Origin of the sequence: Mesorhizobium sp. 2RAF21 (genome assembly GCF_052115345.1) — a bacterium.
Classification (GTDB): domain Bacteria; phylum Pseudomonadota; class Alphaproteobacteria; order Rhizobiales; family Rhizobiaceae; genus Mesorhizobium; species Mesorhizobium terrae.
This window is the reverse complement of record NZ_JBFRGM010000013.1, coordinates 7,501-22,118: the sequence shown is the minus strand read 5'-3', so window position 1 is coordinate 22,118 and position 14,618 is coordinate 7,501. Positions and strand designations below refer to the sequence as shown.

The 14,618-nt window shown below is 62.8% G+C and carries 12 protein-coding genes (1 of these 12 running past the window's edge); 10 read left to right on the top strand and 2 right to left on the bottom strand.

Translation table 11 applies throughout. The features are described from left to right. The first annotated feature begins 6 nt into the window (after nt 1-6). From prfA to clpB, 4 genes are all read left to right on the top strand, one after another. The gene (gene prfA, locus AB4136_RS21305; RefSeq protein WP_137901709.1) at nt 7-1,083 is read left to right on the top strand and encodes a peptide chain release factor 1; all 1,077 of its coding nucleotides are present in this window, start codon (nt 7-9) and stop codon (nt 1,081-1,083) included. Nucleotides 1,084-1,102: 19 nt separating this feature from the next. Then, the gene (prmC, locus tag AB4136_RS21300; protein WP_441931570.1) at nt 1,103-1,987 is read left to right on the top strand and encodes a peptide chain release factor N(5)-glutamine methyltransferase; all 885 of its coding nucleotides are present in this window, start codon (nt 1,103-1,105) and stop codon (nt 1,985-1,987) included. A gap of 326 nt (nt 1,988-2,313) precedes the next feature. Continuing rightward, nucleotides 2,314-3,156 carry a DUF4167 domain-containing protein gene (locus AB4136_RS21295; protein ID WP_441931569.1) on the top strand — a complete coding sequence of 281 codons (843 nt, stop codon included), beginning with the start codon at nt 2,314-2,316 and terminating at the stop codon, nt 3,154-3,156. A gap of 242 nt (nt 3,157-3,398) precedes the next feature. Then, nucleotides 3,399-6,011: an ATP-dependent chaperone ClpB gene (gene clpB / locus AB4136_RS21290; RefSeq protein ID WP_137901720.1), complete on the top strand. Its 2,613-nt coding sequence runs from the start codon at nt 3,399-3,401 to the stop codon at nt 6,009-6,011. A gap of 87 nt (nt 6,012-6,098) precedes the next feature. Here clpB and AB4136_RS21285 read toward each other — a convergent pair whose 3' ends face one another. After that, a complete protein-coding gene (locus AB4136_RS21285) occupies nt 6,099-6,962 on the bottom strand; it encodes a DMT family transporter (protein WP_137901711.1) in 864 nt (287 codons plus the stop codon). Nucleotides 6,963-7,072: 110 nt separating this feature from the next. Here AB4136_RS21285 and AB4136_RS21280 point away from each other — a divergent pair, with 110 nt between their 5' ends. The 6 genes from AB4136_RS21280 (at nt 7,073) to AB4136_RS21255 (ending at nt 13,788) form a co-directional block, all read left to right on the top strand. Further along, on the top strand, nt 7,073-8,476 hold the full coding sequence (locus AB4136_RS21280; protein WP_137901721.1) for an aminotransferase-like domain-containing protein: 1,404 nt from the start codon (nt 7,073-7,075) through the stop codon (nt 8,474-8,476). 125 nt (nt 8,477-8,601) lie between these two features. Further along, nucleotides 8,602-9,000, top strand: a complete 399-nt coding sequence (locus tag AB4136_RS21275; protein WP_137901712.1) for a hypothetical protein — start codon at nt 8,602-8,604, stop codon at nt 8,998-9,000. A 77-nt stretch (nt 9,001-9,077) separates the two neighbouring features. Next, nucleotides 9,078-9,440, top strand: coding sequence for an MmcQ/YjbR family DNA-binding protein (locus tag AB4136_RS21270; protein ID WP_137901713.1), 363 nt, complete (start codon nt 9,078-9,080; stop codon nt 9,438-9,440). Nucleotides 9,441-9,613: 173 nt separating this feature from the next. Next, nucleotides 9,614-11,119 carry a L,D-transpeptidase family protein gene (locus AB4136_RS21265; protein ID WP_137901722.1) on the top strand — a complete coding sequence of 502 codons (1,506 nt, stop codon included), beginning with the start codon at nt 9,614-9,616 and terminating at the stop codon, nt 11,117-11,119. 107 nt (nt 11,120-11,226) lie between these two features. Beyond that, nucleotides 11,227-12,768 carry an MFS transporter gene (locus AB4136_RS21260; RefSeq protein ID WP_137901714.1) on the top strand — a complete coding sequence of 514 codons (1,542 nt, stop codon included), beginning with the start codon at nt 11,227-11,229 and terminating at the stop codon, nt 12,766-12,768. Between the two features lie 183 nt (nt 12,769-12,951). Then, on the top strand, nt 12,952-13,788 hold the full coding sequence (locus AB4136_RS21255) for a GGDEF domain-containing protein (RefSeq protein ID WP_024922638.1): 837 nt from the start codon (nt 12,952-12,954) through the stop codon (nt 13,786-13,788). A gap of 18 nt (nt 13,789-13,806) precedes the next feature. Here AB4136_RS21255 and AB4136_RS21250 read toward each other — a convergent pair whose 3' ends face one another. Then, a protein-coding gene (locus AB4136_RS21250) for a M23 family metallopeptidase (RefSeq protein WP_137901715.1) crosses the window boundary here: on the bottom strand, nt 13,807-14,618 show its final stretch. Its footprint extends 1,150 nt past the window's final position; the window shows 812 of its 1,962 coding nt (coding positions 1,151-1,962); the start codon falls outside the window, past its right edge; its stop codon occupies nt 13,807-13,809.

Below are 14,618 nucleotides of genomic sequence, written 5' to 3'. Positions count from 1 at the left end.
TATCCCATGATCAATCTACCCCGCGACCGCATGGACCAAGTCGTCAAGCGTTTCGACATGCTCGAGGCGCAGATGGCGGCAGGCCCTGCGCCGGATGCCTATGTGAAGATGGCGGCCGAGTATTCCGACATCCAGGAACTGGTTGCCAGGATTCGTGCCTTGCGCGCCGCCGAGCGCGAGCAGGTCGATCTTGAGGCGATGCTCGGCGACAAGGGCACGGATGCCGAAATGCGCGCATTGGCCGAGGCCGATCTGCCCGCGGTCAAAACGCGCATCGAAGCCTTGCAGCAGGAAATCCAGATCCTGCTTCTGCCCAAGGACGCGGCCGACGAACGCAATGCCATCCTGGAAATACGCGCCGGCACCGGCGGTGACGAGGCCGCGCTGTTCGCCGGCGATCTCTATCGCATGTATGAGCGCTATGCCGCCTCCAAAGGCTGGCGTTTCGAGGTGGTCTCCGCCAGCGACGGCGATATGGGCGGCTTCAAGGAAATCATCGCCTCGGTTTCCGGCAAGGGCGTGTTCGCGCATCTGAAGTTCGAATCCGGCGTGCACCGGGTGCAGCGCGTGCCGGCAACCGAAGCGCAAGGGCGCATCCATACCTCGGCGGCAACCGTGGCGGTGCTGCCGGAGGCCGAGGAAGTCGATATCGAGATCAGGGCAGAGGACATCCGTATCGACACCATGCGCGCTTCCGGTTCCGGCGGCCAGCACGTCAACACCACCGATTCGGCGGTGCGCATCACCCATCTGCCCACCGGCATCATGGTGGTGCAGGCGGAGAAGTCGCAGCACCAGAACCGCGCGCGCGCCATGCAGATCCTGCGGGCCCGGCTTTATGACCTGGAGCGCAGCCGTGCTGACGAGGAGCGTTCGGAATCACGCAAGTCGCAGGTCGGTTCCGGCGACCGTTCCGAACGTATCCGCACCTATAATTTCCCGCAGGGGCGTCTCACCGACCATCGCATCAACCTCACCCTCTACAAGCTCGAGCGGGTGATGGAGGGCGATCTGGACGATGTGGTCGGTGCGCTGATCGCCGATCACCAGTCGAAACTTTTGGCCGACATGAAGGAAGCGTGAGGCGCGAAAAGCGGTGAAGTTGATCGATCCCGCGCTTGCCTCGACGCTCGGTGCTCTTCATCGTGATGCGCGGCGACGGCTCGAATCCGCCGGCATCGACGGCGCCGCGTTCGACGCCAGGCTATTGGTCGAACATTTTACCGCCACCACGCGCGCCGAGGCGATCTCCGATCCGGCCCGAATGATCGATGCCGAAGCGGTGGCCGCAGCCGATGCCGCTCTCACGCGCCGCATCGTCGGCGAACCGGTGCATCGCATTCTTGGCTTTCGCGAGTTTCACGGGTTGCGTTTCAGCCTTTCCGCTGAAACGCTGGAGCCGCGCCCCGACACGGAGACGCTGGTCGACGCAGTGTTGCCCCTCATTGCCCAGATGGTCGAACGGCATGGCGCCTGCCGTATCCTCGATCTTGGCACGGGCACCGGCGCGATCGCGCTGGCGCTTCTGGCGGCGGTTCCACAGGCCGTCGCCGTCGGTGCCGATATCTCCGATGATGCGCTGGCCACTGCCCTGCGCAATGCCCGAGACCTTGGTTTGTCGGAACGGTTCGCGGCCACAAAGTCCGACTGGTTCGGCGCTATTTCCGGGCAATTTGATGTAATCGTCTCAAACCCACCCTATATAAGCAGCGCCGAGATCAAAACGTTGCAGAAGGAAGTGCGCGATTTCGATCCGCTGCGTGCGCTGGACGGCGGGGCCGATGGGCTTGATGCCTATCGGGTGATCGCTAGAGAAAGCGCAAGCCATCTGAAAGCCGGCGGAATCGTCGCGGTGGAGATTGGCAGTTCCCAGAATACGGACGTGACCGGAATTTTCCACAACGCGGGATTTCCGGTGGTAACGGCGTTGCGCGATCTGGGTGGAAACGATCGTGTGCTTGTATTTGCAAGAGATGGAAAAGCTTGAAGGTGCGGCGAAAAACCGCTTGGCAAGGCTAAGGAATGCGGCTAGGGTCGATTTACCGGATGAGACGAAGCAGGCAGTGCTCTTAGCGATTCGGTTTCCTTTGAAATAGCTGCCTTCTTGCGAAACGACGCTCTAGCTTCGTGCGGGAATCATCCGGCAAGTGATGTAACCGGAACAGGATGACACGTGGCGCCAACGCAATCGATGCGTGCGAGCACCGGTGAAACACCGAAACGGCAGGCCGCATGAGCGCCGCCGTACACGATGATTTTTCAAGCTTTTGAACCGAAGAGACCCTGATGAGGCCACAACAGCAGAATAGACGTATGCGCGGTCGCAATAACAATGGCGGCGGCGGCAACAACAATAACAATAACAACCGCAAGGGGCCGAACCCGCTCAACCGCAACTACGAGAGCAACGGTCCGGATGTGAAGATCCGCGGCTCTGCCCAGCAGATCGCCGAGAAATATGCGACCCTCGCACGCGACGCGATGAGCTCTGGCGACCGGGTGATGGCGGAGAACTATCTCCAGCACGCCGAACATTACAACCGCATCATCGCTGCTGCGCAAGCGCAGATGCCGATCCAGAACTTCCAGCAGAATCGCGACGACTTCGACGACGATCTCGACGAGGAACGCGAGGACTTCGACAACGGCGCCAATGCCGGCGAAGGCCAACAGCCCGGCAACAATGGCTCGGGCCCGCAGCCGATGATCGAGGGCACGCCGGCAGAGGTCGCGCTCAATTCCGAGAATGGTCGTGATAACAACGGCCGCGAAAACGGTTATCGCGACAACAACGGCAACCGCAACCACCGCGATCGCCGTCACAACAACAATTATGGCCAGAACGGCCAGCGCGGCGACCGTGGTCCGCGCGGCGAAAATGGCAACCGGCGCGACGAGGCCCAGCCGCAGGCTGCGGCGCAGGCCGAGCCTGTTGCTGTGGCCGCTGAGCCGGTTGCGGTGATTGCCGCCGAACCGGCGGCAGCGCCGCAATTCGAGAGCTTCAACCCGGCAGCGCTCGCCGCGCAGGCTGAAGCCCGCGAAGCCGAGACCGAAGCTGCAGCGCCGCGCCGCGCCAAACGTCCGCGCAAGCCGCGCGCCGAGAGCGCCGAGGCCACAGCCGAAACGGCAGAGCCAGCGGCCAGCGCCGAAAGCTGAGCGCTCCGAAATTGTTGATTGCAGGCGGCGGGGAGAAATCTCCGCCGTTTTTGTTTGTCTGCGCTATAGTTCGCCGTCAGACGGCGCCGTGAAATATCTGCCTTGATCGGCATCAAGGCGTCTTGAGAGACAGGGGCTTACGTCCCATATCACGGTCGAACAGGGTCCGGCTCAGAAGAGCGGGTCCGTCACCAAGGCTGATCCGGTGCCGCAAAGCGGGCCGGTGACGGAAGGAGACAATGATGAATCTTGAAAAATATTCCGAGCGCGTGCGCGGTTTTATCCAGTCCGCGCAGCAATATGCGCTCAATCGCAACAATCAGCAGTTTACGCCCGAACACGTCCTCAAGGCACTCATCGATGACGACGAAGGTTTTGCCGCGTCGCTGATCGAGCGGGCAGGAGGGCGTCCGCGCGATGTCGAAGTCGGCGTCGACGCAGCCCTCAACGCATTGCCCAAGGTCGAAGGCGGCAACGGCCAGCTATATCTGGCGCAGCCGCTCGCCAAGGTGTTTTCGACGGCCGAGGATCTGGCCAAGAAATCCGGCGACAGCTTCGTGACGGTCGAGCGCCTTTTGCAGGCGCTCGCCATGGAGAAGTCCGCCAAGACCGCCGACATCCTCGCCAAGGCCGGCGTTACCCCGCAAGCCCTGAACCAGGTGATCAACGACATCCGCAAGGGCCGCACCGCCGATTCGGCGTCCGCCGAGCAGAGCTACGACGCGTTGAAGAAATACGCGCGGGATCTGACCGCCGATGCCCGTGCCGGCAAGCTCGATCCGGTCATCGGCCGCGACGACGAGATCCGCCGCACCATCCAGGTGTTGTCGCGGCGCACCAAGAACAATCCTGTGTTGATCGGCGAGCCGGGCGTCGGCAAGACGGCGATCGCCGAGGGCCTGGCGTTGCGCATCGTCAATGGCGATGTGCCGGAATCCTTGAAGGACAAGCAGCTGATGGCGCTCGACATGGGCGCGCTGATCGCCGGTGCCAAATATCGCGGCGAGTTCGAGGAGCGGCTGAAGGCCGTGCTCAACGAAGTCACCTCGGCTGCCGGCGGCATCATTCTGTTCATCGACGAGATGCACACGCTGGTCGGCGCCGGCAAGGCCGATGGTGCGATGGATGCGTCCAACCTGCTCAAGCCAGCGCTGGCGCGCGGCGAATTGCACTGCGTTGGCGCGACCACGCTCGACGAGTACCGCAAATATATCGAGAAGGACGCGGCTCTTGCCCGTCGCTTCCAGCCTGTCTTTGTCGATGAGCCGACCGTGGAGGACACGATCTCGATCCTGCGCGGATTGAAGGAGAAGTATGAGCAGCACCACAAGGTGCGCATCTCCGACTCCGCCCTGGTTTCGGCCGCGTCCTTGAGCAATCGCTACATCGCCGACCGCTTCCTGCCCGACAAGGCGATCGACCTGGTCGATGAGGCGGCTTCGCGGTTGCGTATGCAGGTCGATTCCAAGCCGGAAGCGCTGGATGAGATCGACCGACGCATCATGCAGCTGAAGATCGAGCGTGAGGCGCTGAAGGTCGAGAAGGACGACGCGTCCAAGGATCGCCTCGGCAGGCTCGAGAAGGAGTTGACCGGACTCGAGGAAGAGTCCGACGCGCTGACCGCGAAGTGGCAGGCCGAGAAGCAGAAGCTCGGGCTGGCCGCCGATCTGAAGAAACAGCTCGACGAGACCCGAAACGAACTGGCGATTGCGCAGCGCAAGGGCGAATTCCAGCGCGCGGGTGAACTTGCCTACGGCAAGATCCCCGAACTGGAGAAGCAGCTTGCCGACGCTGAGGCCCGCGACGGGCAGGGCGGCGGCATGGTCGAGGAGGTGGTCACGCCGGACCACGTCGCCCAGATCGTGTCGCGTTGGACCGGCATTCCGGTCGACAAGATGCTGGAAGGCGAGCGCGACAAGCTGTTGCGGATGGAAGACGAGATCGCCAAGCGCGTCGTCGGCCAGGGCGAAGCCGTGCAGGCCGTGTCCAAAGCCGTCCGGCGTGCCCGCGCCGGCCTGCAGGATCCGAACCGGCCGATCGGCTCGTTCATGTTCCTCGGCCCCACCGGTGTCGGCAAGACCGAGCTCACCAAGGCTCTCGCCTCGTTCATGTTCGACGACGAGAGCGCCATGGTGCGCATCGACATGTCGGAGTTCATGGAAAAGCACTCGGTCGCCCGCCTGATCGGCGCGCCTCCCGGTTATGTCGGCTATGAGGAGGGCGGCGCGCTGACCGAAGCGGTGCGGCGCCGGCCCTATCAGGTCGTCTTGTTCGACGAGATCGAGAAGGCGCATCCGGATGTCTTCAACGTGCTTCTGCAGGTGCTGGACGACGGTCGCCTGACCGACGGTCAGGGCCGCACCGTCGACTTCCGCAACACGCTGATCATCATGACGTCGAACCTTGGCGCCGAATATCTGGTCAATCTCGGCGAAGACCAGGATGTCGACGCCGTGCGCGACGAGGTGATGGCGGTGGTGAAGGCTTCGTTCCGGCCGGAATTCCTCAACCGTATCGACGAGGTCATCCTGTTCCACCGACTGCGCCGCAAGGATATGGGCCGGATCGTCGAGATCCAGTTGAAGCGGCTGGAGAACCTGCTGGTCGACCGCAAGATCGGGCTCAACCTCGACGCCGACTCAATCGAGTGGCTGGCTGACAAGGGTTACGACCCGGCCTATGGCGCGCGGCCGCTGAAGCGGGTGATGCAGAAGGAACTGCAGGATCCTCTCGCCGAGAAGATATTGATGGGCGAGATCCTCGACGGTTCGACCGTCAAGGTGACCGCGGGCTCCGACCGGCTGAACTTCCGCTCGAAGCCGACGGTGACCGCGGAAGCCGAAAAGGCTGCCTGACCAGGCTCCCGGCCCGACAGACTCCATACAACTCCAAGGCGCGCCTCTTCTTCGATGAAGGGTGCGCCTTTTCATTGGCTATCGCGGCTATCCGGCGAAGCGTTTCGCGCCCGCCACGCACAGCACGACGCCAAGGGTGACGACCACCATGGCGGGGCTGACTTTCTCATGCAGCAGGCCCGCCGCCAGCGCGAGGCCGAAGAAGGGCTGAAGAAGCTGCAGCTGCCCGACCGCGGCGATGCCGCCCTGCGCCAGCCCGCGATACCAGAAGATGAAGCCGATCAGCATGCTGAAGAGCGAGACATAGGCGAGCCCGGTCCAGGCAGCCGCGCTGACGTCGTGAAGTGTCGGCGGAAAGGTGACGATGCTGAGCGTCAACATCACCGGCAGCGACAGCACCAGCGCCCAGCAGATGACCTGCCAGCCGCCCAGCCGGCGCGAGAGCTTGGCACCTTCCGCATAACCCAGGCCGCAGACGATGACGGCCGCCAGCATCAGCAGGTCTCCGACCGGCGAGGCGGAAAGGCCTTGCGATAGTGCGAAACCGGCCACCAGCGCGCTGCCAAGGCATGAAAACATCCAGAAGGCCGGGCGCGGCCGCTCGCCGCCACGCAACACGGCGAAGATGGCGGTGGCTAGCGGCAAAAGGCCGATGAAGACAATGGAGTGCGCCGAGGTGACATGTTCGAGCGCCAGCGCGGTCAAAAGCGGAAAGCCCACCACCACGCCGAGCGCGACGATGACGAGCGAAACGAGGTCGTCGCGGCTTGGGCGCTTCTCGCGAAAGACCATCAGCAAGGCGAGACCGAGCAGACCGGCCAGCGTGGCCCGCGTCACGGTCAGAAAGACCGGGCTGAAATCCATCACCGCCACGCGGGTCGCTGGCAGGGAGCCGCTGAAGATCAGCACGCCCACGAAACCGTTGATCCATCCGCTCGTCGCTTTGTCCATGCGCAAACTCCTCGCAATCCGTCCAACCTTATCGGCGGGATCGAGGTGGCGGAGCCAGATACAATGCGATACAGTTTGATAGAACTGTTATGGATACGGTGGCACTACAGATGGACGGCCTGACCAACCCTTCGGGCAAGGGCGAAACGTTGATAGAAACCGTCATGGCGACGGTGCGGCAGCGCATCTCGGCGCGCCAGCTGACGCCTGGCGCCAGGCTGCCTTCCGTGCGGGCCTTCGCCAAAACCATGCAGGTTTCCACCTCGACCGTGGTCGAGGCCTACGAACGGTTGGCGGCCGAAGGCGCGATCCGCTCGCGTCCCGGCTCGGGTTTTTATGTGTGCGGTCCGCTGGCGCCGCTGTCGCTGGCCGAAGTCGGGCCAAGACTGGATCGGGAAATCGATCCGTTCTGGGTGTCGCGCCAGTCGCTCGAAGCTGGCGAAGGGGTCCTGAAACCCGGCTGCGGCTGGCTGCCTGCCGATTGGATGCCGCAACCGGCGCTCAGGCGGGCGTTGCGCGGCATCGCCCATGCCAAGGACCCGGTGTTGGCCGCCTATGGCACACCGCTCGGACTGGCTCCGTTGCGCCAATTGCTTGTGCGCCGCATGGGCGAGTACGGCATTGAAGCGTCACCCAACCAGATCGTGCTGACGGAATCGGGCACGCAGGCAATCGATCTCCTGTGCCGACTGCTGCTCGAGCCGGGCGATACGGTGCTGGTCGATGACCCTTGCTATTTCAATTTTCACGCGCTCCTGCGCGCGCATCGCGCCAACATCGTCGGTGTGCCCTATACGCCCACGGGACCGGATCTCGACCTGTTCGCATTGGCGCTCGCTGAGCACCGGCCGCGCCTCTACATCACCAATTCCGCGCTGCATAATCCAACCGGCGCGACGCTTTCCCCGGTGACCGCGCATCGTCTTCTCAAGCTGGCCGATCAATCGGGCCTGACGATTGTCGAAGATGACATCTTCGCCGATTTCGAAATGGAGCCCGCTCCACGGCTGGCGGCTTTCGACGGGCTGAACCGCGTCGTCCACATAGGCAGTTTTTCCAAGACGCTGTCGGCCTCGGTGCGTTGCGGCTACATCGCGGCGCCACAAGAGTGGATCGAGCGACTGACCGATCTCAAAATATCGACCAGCTTCGGCGGCGGACGGCTCGCGGCTGAACTGGTCTTGGCGCTGCTGAAGGACGGCAGCTATCGCAAGCATGTCGAGGCGCTCAGGCAGCGCCTGTCGGCGGCGATGGCCGAAACAGTCAAGCGGCTTGAACCGCTCGGCATCGAGCCCTGGATCGAACCGCGTGGCGGCATGTTCTTGTGGTGTCGCTTGCCGGACGGGCACGACGCGGCCGATATTGCCCGCCGCGCGCTTGCCGAAGATATCGTGTTGGCGCCGGGCAACGCGTTTAGCGTTTCACGGACGGCCAATCGGTACCTGCGCTTCAATGTCGCCCAGTCACGGGACGAGCGCATATTCCGCGTGCTCTCGGCAGCGATGGGGTCCTGACGCAGCCAGCAATCAATCACCCCTCGTTTCGGCCGGGGGCGGTGCATCCACTGTTGAGGCGTCGCTGAAGGCTGAGTGGATGGACGGTTCTCGGTGGAAATGTGTTCACTATGAGAGATTGCGAAGTGCAATTCATTGCAATCTTAGCTGGAAATCGAGCCGACCACCTGCTAGAAGGCGCGACCTATTTCAAGCATCAAATGATTCCGATCATGACCCGCCGCTTTGAAATCGTTCTCGGTTACGCATTCTTTGGCCTTGGATTTGGCGTTTTGGCCATCGCATTGGCATCGGCCGTGGCGGCGGATACCCTTTTGGGGGAACATTTCTCAGCCTGGATCATAGCCGGCACGTTCGGATTGGCGGCCGTCGGTGCGGCGATCGGATTTGCCGTCGCCAGAAACATCCCTGCCCAGCAGCTAGCCAAGGCGCGGTACACCGGCACGCGGACACTGCTTTATGTGCTCGGTCCCATGCTGGTCGTGGCACTTGTGGCGATCATCATCGGCTTTCCGCCGCAATAGCCTTTTGAGGCGATCATCGCCTTCTCTATGAATATCGGCTGTCGCGGGTTAAGCCGCACCAGGAGAAGGAGCTTGGCTTGACCCTCGACGACTACAACGCCTTTTGCGCTTCCTTGCCGGCAACTTCGCATGTCGTGCAGTGGGGCGGCGCCCATGTCTGGAAGGTTGGCAGCAAGGTCTTCGCCATCGGTGGTTGGAGCGAGACGTCCTCGCTTCCTTTCGTCACCTTCAAATGTTCGGATATCGCCTTCGATATTCTGAAGGACCAGCCGGGTTGTCGTCCGGCACCTTATCTGGCCTCGCGCGGCATGAAATGGATTCAGCGGGTGACCGCCGAGACCATGGATGACGAGGCGCTGAAAGATTATCTGCGCGACAGTCATCGTCTGGCAGGGCGCAACCTGACGAAGCGCGAGCGCAAGGAACTCGGCCTGGATTAATAGAGAAGGTGCTAGGTTCGCCTGACCTCGAAGTCGCGCAAACGCTGCCGCGCCGCCATGTTCATGCCTAGTTCATGGTGAATTCGTTAGGTGGATTATGGCCTCGCAGGAGTTGGGGTGACTCTCGGCAGATGGACAAATCGGTGACGAACGCGCCTGAGAGTTTGGACAATATGCTGCGCACAATGTTTTCGCTATCCGCTGTCGCCCTGGCGGTTCTGCTGTCGTCGGGAGCGATGGCATCGACATCGCCGACACAGGAGCCAGAGGTTCGAGCCGCCCGCGTTGCCGAGGACGGCATCCGCGTCGCGCAGAACGGTGACTACCAGGTTTTCTACGACGGCAAGGGAAACCGGGTCATCGTCGACCCCGCCACCGGCAAGGTGATTGCGGTACAGCCGCCGCAGACGCGTTTCGACCGCCGGGCGTTGCGCCTGGAGAACCGGCAACGGCAAGTTGAACGCACCGCTCCCGATGACGACCGCTATTATCTCGACGATCCTGAGGACATGGCCCGTCTCAGGCGCCGGCAGATGGAAGATCAGCGCGCCTATCAATATCCCGAAGACGACGGCGGTGCCTATGACAATGCGGCACCTGGCGACTATTCGGCCGACTCCTTCCCGCCCGCGCCCGGGAGGGTCGACCGATACGGCAATCCTTATCCAGCGGACCCTCAGCAGCCCGGCGTCACCGCACCGCAACCTGTGCAGCGTCAGCCGTTGAAGGAAGCGTCGATCGAACCTGCGCGGCCACCGCAGCCCGATGGCGCAACGCCCTCGGCAGAGCCGCCGGCGTCCGGCAAGGCGGCACTCAATCCGTCGCTTTCGCTCGGCGCGCGCGAGGATGTGGCGGCATTTCAGGTTCTGCTCGATCGTGCCGGCGCTTCACCGGGTGCAATCGACGGGCGTTTCGGCTCCAACATGGACAAGGCGCTCGCTGCCTATCGCGAGATCACCGGAACCAATCTGAAATCGACCGACACCGCCGCCATCAAGGAAGCGCTGGAGAAATCGGGCGGACCTGCCTTCGCGACCTATTCCATCACCGCCGAGGACGTTGCCGGTCCCTATGTCGCTTCGATCCCGGAGGACTACAGCCAGAAGGCTCAACTGCAACGCATGGGCTACACGTCGGTGACCGAGGCGTTGGCCGAGCGCTTTCACATGGACGAGGCTTATCTCAAGGCGATCAATCCGGGCGTCAACTTCAATCGCCCGGGCACGCTGATCAAGGTGGTCAATTTTGGCAAGCTGGTGCAGGCGCCGGTGGCGCGCATCGTCGCAAACAAGAGCCTGAAACAGGTTTTCGCCTATGACGCGTCCGGCAAGCTGGTGGCCGCATTCCCGGCAACGATCGGCTCGTCCGATACCCCTTCACCCACCGGAATCCACGCGGTGTCACGCGTCGTCTTCGATCCCAACTATACCTACAACCCGAAGCTCAATTTCAAGCAGGGCCAGAACGACAAGGTGCTGACGATCCCGCCGGGACCGAATGGGCCGGTCGGCTCGATCTGGATCGCGCTCGACAAGCCGACATACGGTATCCACGGCACGCCCGAGCCGTCCAAGATCGGCAAGACCGAAAGCCATGGCTGCGTGCGATTGACCAATTGGGATGCGGCCGAACTGGCCAGGCTGGTGAAGCCGGGCGTGCCGGTGGAATTCGTGGACTAGGAACCTGACCGGCCATAACTGCGGCGCCAAAGCGAGATTTTAGCTGCAGCGCTTGGTTCTGTCTGAAAACCGATATCGATTTGGCCGTCTCTGCGCTAAGCAAGCGCATGCAGGCGCGCAGCGACACCGGCACTGACGGCATTCTTGGCGGAGCCGACGCCTCGGCCGACTCTTTCTGTCCGCAGCGCAGCCGGCGTTATGTGCTTTTTGCCGCCATTCTCGCATCGGCGCTCGGCTTCATCGATGGTTCGATCCTGGCAATTGCGATGCCGGTATTGCGGGCCAATCTCGGTGCCAGCCTGGTTGAGGCGCAGTGGATTTCAAACGCCTATGCGCTCACGCTTTCGGCGCTGATCCTTGCCGGCGGTGCCGCCGGCGACCGCTTCGGCCTCAGGCGAGCATTTGTCGCCGGCATCGCGATGTTCGTGATTGCCTCGATCGCCTGCGCGCTTGCGCCGGATGCTCCGATGCTGATCCTGTTTCGGGCAATCCAGGGCATCGGTGCCGCCGTCATGGTGCCGGGCAGTCTCGCCATCATCGCCAAGGCCTATCCCAAGAGCGAACGCGGTCGCGCCATCGGCATATGGGCCGCGGCCTCGGCGCTCACCACGGCGCTTGGACCCGTGATCGGCGGCATCGTTCTGTCCAGCTTTGGCTCCGGCATCTGGCGCGCCATCTTCGCCATCAATCTGCCGCTTGGAGCGCTGGCGATCTGGTTGCTGCTCGCCAAAGTCCCGGCCGATTCGCCTGCGCAGCAGCGCGGTCTCGATCTCGGCGGCGCGGCTCTCGCGACGCTGGCCTTTGGCGCCATGGCCTACGGGCTGACCGCGATGAATGCCGGTGGCGATGGCAAATCCGGGCTGATGAACCTCGCGGCTTTCGGTCTCGGGCTTGCCGCGCTCGCCGTCTTTCTTCTCTGGGAGCGCCGCCAGCGGGAACCGATGGTCGATCTCGGCCTCTTCCGGATCGCCGCCTTCACCGGCGCCAATGCGGCGACCTTCTTTCTCTACTTCGCCTTGTCCGCCGTACTGTTTTATCTGCCCATGCTGCTGATCGCCGGTTGGGGTCTCAGCACGGCCGAAGTCGGGTTCATCTTCCTGCCGCTGTCGGCGGCGATCGCGCTGCTTTCCGGCCCGGTCGGGAAATGGTCGGACCGCATAGGGCCGCGATTGCCGATCGCCTTCGGCAGCTTCGTCGTCGGCATTGCCTTTGCTGGCCTGGCGGTGCTGGCCGGGACCGGCTTCAAGGGTTTTTGGGAAGGGGTTTTCCCACTGATGGTGGTGATGGGGCTGGGCATGGCGCTCGTCGTGTCGCCACTCTCGACCGCCATCATGACTGCGGTCGAAGACAAGGACACCGGGGCAGCGTCAGGCATCAACAATGCAATCGCGCGGCTCGCCGGTCTGATGGCAGTCGCGGCGCTGGGTGCCGTGGCCAGCCTGGTCTATGCGGCGGCCGGCGGAGGCGTTGTTGGTATCGAATTCGGCGCTTTGCCCGAAACGGTGTTGGGTCCGACGGTCGAAGCGACACGGCTGGCCGCCACGGATCGCGCTTTCCAGGCGGTCGCGATGATCTCGGCCTTCATGTGTTTTGTCGCCGCCTTGGTGGCCTGGATCTCGCAACCTGCGAAGACCGTTACACAGCACTGATCGGCCAGCCCGGGCGAGGGAGCTTGGGTTGAAAGCCTCTGACAGCATTTTATTAACCATCTTCCTGCTTCCGCGTGGGTATCGCGGTAACCGGCGCCGTCCCGTTTTGCGCGCATGCCGGCAGCCACTAATGTGCTAAAATGTTTCGGCGCGAGACCTGATCGTGCATGGGTAGAGGGCGGCATGTCGAACAATGATCTGCAACGGCGCAACATCAGCCGTGCCGCTTCGAATGATGAGCGCTGGCCGAACTGGCACATGCTCGCGTTTGCCGGCTGCTGGGTGTTCGCGGTGAGCGGCTTCTTTGCGATCGCCGTCTCCGTCAACCTCTTCGAACGGATCAACCAATTCACCCGTACCTATGAAAAATGGCAACTCGACGAGTTGTTCTCGCTGCTTTTGTGCGCCGGTGTCGTGTCGCTGTTCTTCCTGGCAATCCGCACCCGGCAATTGGCACGCGAAATCACACGCCGCGAAGTGGCCGAGAAACTCGCCCACGATTCGGCCCGGCATGATCCCCTGACCGGTCTCGCCAACAGCCGGCGTTTCCGCGAAGCCCTGACCCTGGCGATCGAGAGTGCCAGGCAGAATGAAGGGAGCTGCGCGGTGCTGTTCATCGATCTCGACCGATTCAAACCGGTCAACGATACGCATGGTCACGCGGTTGGCGACGAGGTGTTGATGGACGTGGCACGGCAGATCGCGCAAGCCGCACCGGCGGGCGCGACAGCCGCCCGGCTCGGCGGCGATGAATTCGGCGTCATCGTCCTGGCTGTCCCTGGCCGAGAATCGGTGCTGTTTTTGTCCCAGCGGTTGTCGCGCGACATCGGCAAGGCGCGAGCGGTGGGCGAGGTGCAGGTGGAAGTCGGCGCCACTGTCGGTATCGCGATCTTTCCCGACGACGGTCACGATGCCGATTCGCTGATCAATGCCGCCGACCAGGCAATGTATGCCGCCAAACCCTCGCGGCGCGGTCCGATCGGCCGCGGCGACATGCAAAGCGGAGCTTTTGGCAATTAGCGGCGGTCCGCCAAAGCGCTACTTGGTGGCGCTGGCCATCTTCAGCGACGTGCCATTCTGCTGTTTCAGCAGGTCGTCGATGCGTTCGCGTTCACGCTTGAAGGCAACGAGGTCGTCGCCTTGCAGCACCTTGCCGGTCGGCAAGCGCACGCGCATCGGGTCAACCTTGGTGCCGTTGACCATCAGCTCGTAGTGAAGATGGGCACCGGTCGACAGGCCGGTCGTGCCGACATATCCGATCACCTGGCCCTGCCGCACGCGGGCTCCCGGCTGGACGCCGCGGGCAAATGCACTCTGGTGATTGTAGGACGTCTCATAGCCATTGGCGTGGCGCAGGATCGTCTGCTTGCCATAACCGGCGGCCCAGCCGGCTTTTTCGACAACGCCGTTACCGGCGGCAATGATCGGTGTTCCCGTCGGCGCGGCCCAGTCGACGCCGGTATGCATGCGCACATAACCGAGAATCGGATGACGCCTGGCGCCGAAACCGGAGCGGAACGTGCCGTTTGGCACGGTCTTGCGCAGCAGGAATTGCTCGGCGCTGCGGCCATTCTCGTCAAAGTAGTCCGTGCCGCCATCCTTCAACTGAAAGCGATACAGGCTGCGCGTGGCGCCGCCGATATTGGCGGAGACATAGAGGAGTTCGGAATCGTCGGATGCCTGGTCGTCGCTGTCGGGTTGCGAGAACAGCACTTCGAGACGATCGCTCGGGCCAAGGCGCGACTGGTAGTCCACGTCGGAAGCCAGCAGCTTGATGACCTGCTGGGTCATCTTCTTGGACATGCCGTAGGAATAGGCGGACCGGTAGATGCCGTCATAGATACTGGGCA

What these genes read in the sequence shown, in the direction of transcription:
- AB4136_RS21285 (WP_137901711.1), bottom strand. Translation starts at nt 6,962, where the DNA reads ATGGACAAAGCGACGAGCGGATGGATCAACGGTTTCGTGGGCGTGCTG.
- prfA (WP_137901709.1), top strand. Translation starts at nt 7, where the DNA reads ATGATCAATCTACCCCGCGACCGCATGGACCAAGTCGTCAAGCGTTTC.
- AB4136_RS21265 (WP_137901722.1), top strand. Translation starts at nt 9,614, where the DNA reads ATGCTGCGCACAATGTTTTCGCTATCCGCTGTCGCCCTGGCGGTTCTG.
- clpB (WP_137901720.1), top strand. Translation starts at nt 3,399, where the DNA reads ATGAATCTTGAAAAATATTCCGAGCGCGTGCGCGGTTTTATCCAGTCC.
- AB4136_RS21260 (WP_137901714.1), top strand. Translation starts at nt 11,227, where the DNA reads ATGCAGGCGCGCAGCGACACCGGCACTGACGGCATTCTTGGCGGAGCC.
- AB4136_RS21280 (WP_137901721.1), top strand. Translation starts at nt 7,073, where the DNA reads ATGGACGGCCTGACCAACCCTTCGGGCAAGGGCGAAACGTTGATAGAA.
- AB4136_RS21255 (WP_024922638.1), top strand. Translation starts at nt 12,952, where the DNA reads ATGTCGAACAATGATCTGCAACGGCGCAACATCAGCCGTGCCGCTTCG.
- AB4136_RS21295 (WP_441931569.1), top strand. Translation starts at nt 2,314, where the DNA reads ATGCGCGGTCGCAATAACAATGGCGGCGGCGGCAACAACAATAACAAT.